Origin of the sequence: Sphingomonas sp. (genome assembly GCF_042091075.1) — a bacterium.
Classification (GTDB): Bacteria; Pseudomonadota; Alphaproteobacteria; order Sphingomonadales; family Sphingomonadaceae; genus Sphingomonas.
Window position 1 is genome coordinate 1 of record NZ_JBELIE010000202.1, and the last position, 5,075, is coordinate 5,075.

Consider the following 5,075-nt stretch of genomic DNA (forward strand, 5'->3'; position numbering starts at 1 on the left):
ACCACCGATCGGATCGTTATTGGGGTCGCGCGGCCCGATCGACTGGAAGCCATAGCCGCGCACCGACGCGCCACCACCGGCATAGAATCGCCGTGACGGCGCGATCTGGTCGCGTGGAGCGCCGACGATCGTGCCCAGCCGGATACGCCCCGCCAACACCGCGCGCTCGCTGACCGGGCGGTAAGCGCTGGCATCGAATTGCACGCGGGTATAGCCGAACACCGCGCCCTGCAGCGACAGTTCGGGGCTGGCCCGTCCCGCCAGCCGGAAACCGCGCGTCGGATTGAGCAGGTCGTCCGATCCGTCATAGCCCAGGCTGGTCGGCAGCGCGCCGATCAGGAAGGTCCGGCGGCGCGGCAGCCCGGTGCCGGCATCGACATCGCGCTCGTCGGTAGCAACCAGTTCGCCGCCCAGCGACCAGGTCCAGGTCTTTTGAAAGAAGATGTTGGTCTGCCGCTCCAGCCCCGCCGACAGCGAGAGCGTATCCGCCTCATAGGCGTCGCGCAGCAGGTGCGCCGCGCTGAATTGCGCGGTCAGGACGCGGTCGCGCCCTTCGAAATTGTTGCGGCGGAACGTCACCTGCCCCAGCTGCTCGCGCGTGCCCAGCACACCGCGCAACGTCAGCGCACCTTCGGGAGGAAACAGATTGCGGTGCGTCCAGCTGATTTCCGAACGCGCCCCCTCCCCGGTGCCATAACCCAGCTCGCCGGCGACGGTGCGGGGCGGTGCCGGGGCGAGCCGCACCGCGATATCGACGGTCGCCGGATCGGCGCCCGGCACCGGGCGCACATCGGCGGTGCTGACCAGCCCGGTCTGGATCAACGCACGGCGCAGATCCTCGACCTGCGATGCGGCATAGGGATCACCGGGGGCGAAGCGCGCGATTTCCTGGACGTGCCGGGCATCGAAAACGCGATTGTCGTCATTGGCGACGATCCGACCGAACCGCCGCGCGGCGCCCGGCGCCACGTCGACGCGCAGCGTCGCGGTCCGCGCGCTGCGATCGACGACGATCGCGGGCTCGCCGATCGTGGCGAAGGGAAATCCTTCCTGCCCGGCGGTGGTGCGCAGATTGGCCTCGGCGGCGGCGATCGTATCGGCGTTGACCGGATCGGACGGCCTGACCGCGAAGGCATCGCGTAACGTGTTCGCCTTCGCGCCGGCCTGTGCCACGCCCTCCAGTGTCACCCCCGTGAAGCGGTACAGGGCGCCGGGGTCGGCGGTCAGCACCACCACTGGCTTGGCACCGGCGGGGCGTTCGAGCGAGGTGGTCACCGCCGCGTCGTAATAGCCCTCCGCCCGCAGCAGCGTGAGCAACAGGTCCGCATCCTGTCGCGCCCGCCGGTCGAGCTGCGCGGCATTGGCGTCCTTCCCGTCGTTCTGCGACAAAGCGGACAGTTCGTCGAAGCGCTGTCGCAGCAGCGCCGAACCGATCCCCTCGATCCCGTCGATCCGCCACGCATAGCGGATCGCGGTGGCGGCATTGCTGTCAACGGCGGCCGGGGCGGTGGCAGGCGTGGCGGACAGATCCGGCCAGTCCACGCCGATATCGGGCAGCGCCGCCATCGGCGAATCGGCGTCCAGCGTGGTGACCGGCGGAGGCATCTGTTCCGCCGTCCCGTTCGATGCCTGATCCGCTGTCATCACGGCAGGCGCGGTCGTGGCCTGTCCCCATGCCGGTACGCTGATGATGATCATGCCCGTCGCGACGCCGAACACGGCACCGCGCCGCCCCACGTCCGGCCTCATCAGCGACCTGTAGCCGCAGCAACGCGCTGGCAAAAGTGGCTAAACGACGTTGTTGCGGCGCAGGAGCGCAGCCGTGGCACGCTCCGTCGTGCGCACTGGCGCATGCCGCGCCGTCGTGGCATGCGCCGCGGCATGGCGCGTTCTTCTCGACATAGCACCGCGGGCGGCTTTCCGATCGCGATCGGCGCACTCGGCGGCACGGTGGCCGGCCTGTTCGCCGGCCAGCCCTCGATCGGCTTCCTCGCCGGGCTGGGGCTGGGATGCCTGATCGCGGTAGTGATCTGGCTGCGCGAGCGCTGATCGAGTCACAGGTCGCGTAGCAGCAGCCGCGCGCGACCGATGATCGTCACCGCGTCACGGGGGCGCAACACGTCCGGATAGGCGGGATTGTCGCTCGCGATCCGCCACCCGGCGTCGGCGTGCCGAATGCGCTTGATCGCCAACCCGGCGTCGTTCGCACCCCCGCCCCACCGCACCACGAACACGCCACCCGCGCGGGGCACGACTCGATCGCCGCGATCGACCAGCACCCGATCACCCGCCAGCAAGGTCGGCGCCATCGAATCGCCCGCCACGTCGATCAACGAAGCCAGGTCGGCGCGCACATGATGCTCGCGCAGCATCGCGACCGGCAGCGCCAGCGTGCGGATCAGCCGCTCCTCATCGACCGTCCGGCCCGCCCCGGCGGCGGCGGCGACGGTCAGATAGGGAACCGCGACCATCCCCGTGTCCCCGCCAGCCACCACCGGCGGCGCGCCCAATGCCGCTTCGTCCACCGCCAGGAAATCGGCCAGCACGCGCCGCTCACGCTCGGGCAGGATGCGGGGCGAACCACGCCCGACATATTGCTGCAGATAGGCGACGTTCCGCCCCAGCATCCGCGATAGCGCGGACAAGCTCACCCCACGGTCGCGGGCCAGGCGGGCGAGCGTCTGCTGGGGGGTCTCAGACATACCACCACCCTACGCGCAGGAAATTTCCTCGACAAGTCGGATGGAGTAGAACATAAAGGGAACATAACATCGAGTCGGAGGGCCGAATGAGTTTGTTGGTCGAGATCGAACGCTATCTGGACCGGACGGGGATCGCGCCGACGACGTTCGGCCGGCGCGTGGTCAACGATCCGCGGTTCGTGCTGGACTTGCGGCGCGGGCGATCGCCCAAGCCGGCGACCGCTCGGCGGATCACGGCGATCCTGTCATCGCGAGGGCAGCGATGACGCGCGGGCTGGAGCGGGCCTTAACGCGCTCGGCAGCGCTGGCGGGTGCCGAACTGGCGATCGAGCGGCATCGCATGACCCCTTGGCACAGCGCGACCTTCTCCGGCGCGCGCCACGACATCCTTGCCAGCGCGATGTCGGGCGACCGGCTCGACCAATGGCTGGCGCAACTGTCCGCGCTGGATCTGCCGCTGCGTGGCGGCCTGCTCACCGATATAAGGGTCGCGGCGTGGGAGCGCGCGGGGGCGATGACGCGGCTGCGGATCGAGAGCGTGACGCTCGATACTGGATGAACCCGCTCAGCTCGCGGCGAGGCGGCGCAGCCGCTGCAATGTCTCGTCGAGCGATGCGGTCTGCTCGGGTTCGCACGCCATAGCCGGTGTCGGGGCCGGCGCGCTGCGAACCGCCGCGCGACGTTCGGCGCTGCGCTCCAGCCGGTCCAGCAGCGATTCGATGGTCGCTTCCGCCGCGGCGGGCGAACTGGTCGATTCGGCGGGGATCGTGAAGCTTTCGATGCGGTCGACCCGCGCTACCGCGGGTCGCGGTGCCGCGAACAGCGGCGGAACGGGCTCCGGCGGCGCCATCGGTGCGGCGGGAACCGCGCCCGGATCGAACACGCTCATCGGCAGGTCCAGATCGCGCGGCAAGGTGCGCTCGGGCGGCGGCGTCATCCACGTCGCGTCCGGGTCGCGAAACGGCGCCGCCGGCGTGGTCGCGGCCGGGGCGTCGACCGCCACCACCGGCGCCGCGATCGCAGGCGGCTGCGGCTCGTCCGGCGTCATGATGATCCTGCGTCCGGCGCTTTCGGGATCGGGCAGCGGCTGACCGAGATCCTCGCTGGCGCGGATCGGGCGACGTGGCGGCGCGTCGGGATGCGCATCGGCGCGGCGCACGATCGGCGCGTCCCGATAACCCAGGCTGATGCTCGCCGGTCGACGCAGGCGCCCCAGCAAGGCGGTCGAAGCGATCAGCAGTCCCAAACCCAGCGCGAGCAGGCAGCGTCCCGTCACCCCGATGGGCGCGGCGGCGGCGGGCAACAGCGCCGCGAGATGCAGCCGCTCCACCGCGCCATCCAGCACCGCCGTCGGCGCGGTCGCAATTCCCATCGCGACGCCCACCCCCGCCAGCACGACGGCGGCGGGAAGGAAGTGCGATGGCCAGAACCGCGACGTCAGCGTCGCGGCAGTCGGACGGTAAAGGAGGATAGCGGCCATGAGTCGCGGTTATACGAACCATCGGTAAGCCGATGGTAAACGGCGCCGTAGCGATGCACGTTGCGCGCCCAATCCCGCTCCGCCGCGACGAATGCCTGCGCGCGCGCGCGTCGATCGTCCCATCCCGACCGATCCGACAGCAACGCTGCCAGCGCCGCCGCCAGCGCGCCCGGATCATCAGCGGCGAACAACGTCCCGGTCTCGCCGTCGCGAATCAGCTCGCGGTGTCCGCCGACATCCGACGCGGCCACCAGCCGCCGCTGCGCCATCGCCTCCAGCGGCTTGAGCGGGGTGACCAGCTCGGTCAGCCGCATCCGCTTGCGCGGATAGGCGAGCACGTCGATCAGGCCGTAATAGCGTTCCACCTCGCGATGCGGCACGCGCCCGACGAAGCGGATCGCATCGGCGACCGGCGACGCTGCCGCCTGCGCGCGCAGTGCCGCCTCCATCGGGCCGCCGCCCACCAGCAGCAGCTGCGCCGCCGGTCGCCGCGCCACCAGCGCCGGCATCGCCGCGATCAGATCGTCGAGCCCTTCATAATCATAGAAGCTGCCGATGAAGCCGATCACCTCGTCACCCAGCCCCCAGCTCGCCGCGAGCGTCGCGTCGCGCGCGGCGGGCTGGCCGAACAGCGTCAGATCGACGCCGTTGGGCGATACGACGATCTTGTCCGGCGCGATGCCGCGCGTGATGAGGTCGTCACGCAATCCGTCGCAAATCACCGCCACCGCATCGGCGCGCCGCACCGCCCAGCTTTCCAGCGCGCGTGTCGCCCGATAACGCAACGATCCCGCACGGCCGGTGCCATTGCCCACCGACGCATCCTCCCCGAAAGCCCGGATTTCATACACCCGCGGCAGGCGACGGCGGCGCGCCACCAAAAGCGCCGCCAG

Annotated in this window: 7 protein-coding genes; 3 read left to right on the forward strand and 4 right to left on the reverse strand. The window is 70.5% G+C overall.

What is annotated here, in order from left to right:
- On the reverse strand, positions 1-1,749 hold a 1,749-nt coding region (locus ACFDSW_RS15175; protein ID WP_375251113.1), incomplete at its 3' end, for an autotransporter assembly complex family protein.
- A 132-nt stretch (positions 1,750-1,881) separates the two neighbouring features.
- On the opposite strand from ACFDSW_RS15175, the gene ACFDSW_RS15180 reads away from it, so the two are divergent.
- Complete coding sequence (locus ACFDSW_RS15180; RefSeq protein ID WP_375251114.1) at positions 1,882-2,049, forward strand: hypothetical protein; 168 nt, start codon at positions 1,882-1,884, stop codon at positions 2,047-2,049.
- A gap of 5 nt (positions 2,050-2,054) precedes the next feature.
- Here ACFDSW_RS15180 and ACFDSW_RS15185 read toward each other — a convergent pair whose 3' ends face one another.
- Positions 2,055-2,702, reverse strand: a complete 648-nt coding sequence (locus tag ACFDSW_RS15185; protein ID WP_375251115.1) for a helix-turn-helix transcriptional regulator — start codon at positions 2,700-2,702, stop codon at positions 2,055-2,057.
- An 86-nt stretch (positions 2,703-2,788) separates the two neighbouring features.
- Here ACFDSW_RS15185 and ACFDSW_RS15190 point away from each other — a divergent pair, with 86 nt between their 5' ends.
- Both ACFDSW_RS15190 and ACFDSW_RS15195 read left to right on the forward strand, forming a co-directional pair.
- Positions 2,789-2,968, forward strand: a complete 180-nt coding sequence (locus ACFDSW_RS15190) for a hypothetical protein (RefSeq protein ID WP_375251116.1) — start codon at positions 2,789-2,791, stop codon at positions 2,966-2,968.
- Positions 2,965-3,261: a hypothetical protein gene (locus tag ACFDSW_RS15195; protein ID WP_375251117.1), complete on the forward strand. Its 297-nt coding sequence runs from the start codon at positions 2,965-2,967 to the stop codon at positions 3,259-3,261. The genes ACFDSW_RS15190 and ACFDSW_RS15195 overlap by 4 nt, the downstream gene beginning before the upstream one ends.
- Positions 3,262-3,267: 6 nt before the next feature.
- On the opposite strand, the gene ACFDSW_RS15200 is transcribed toward ACFDSW_RS15195, so the two are convergent.
- Both ACFDSW_RS15200 and ACFDSW_RS15205 read right to left on the reverse strand, forming a co-directional pair.
- On the reverse strand, positions 3,268-4,182 hold the full coding sequence (locus ACFDSW_RS15200) for a hypothetical protein (protein ID WP_375251118.1): 915 nt from the start codon (positions 4,180-4,182) through the stop codon (positions 3,268-3,270).
- The coding region (locus tag ACFDSW_RS15205; RefSeq protein ID WP_375251119.1) for a TIGR04063 family PEP-CTERM/XrtA system glycosyltransferase at positions 4,140-5,075 on the reverse strand (936 nt) is incomplete at its 5' end. The genes ACFDSW_RS15200 and ACFDSW_RS15205, both read right to left, overlap by 43 nt.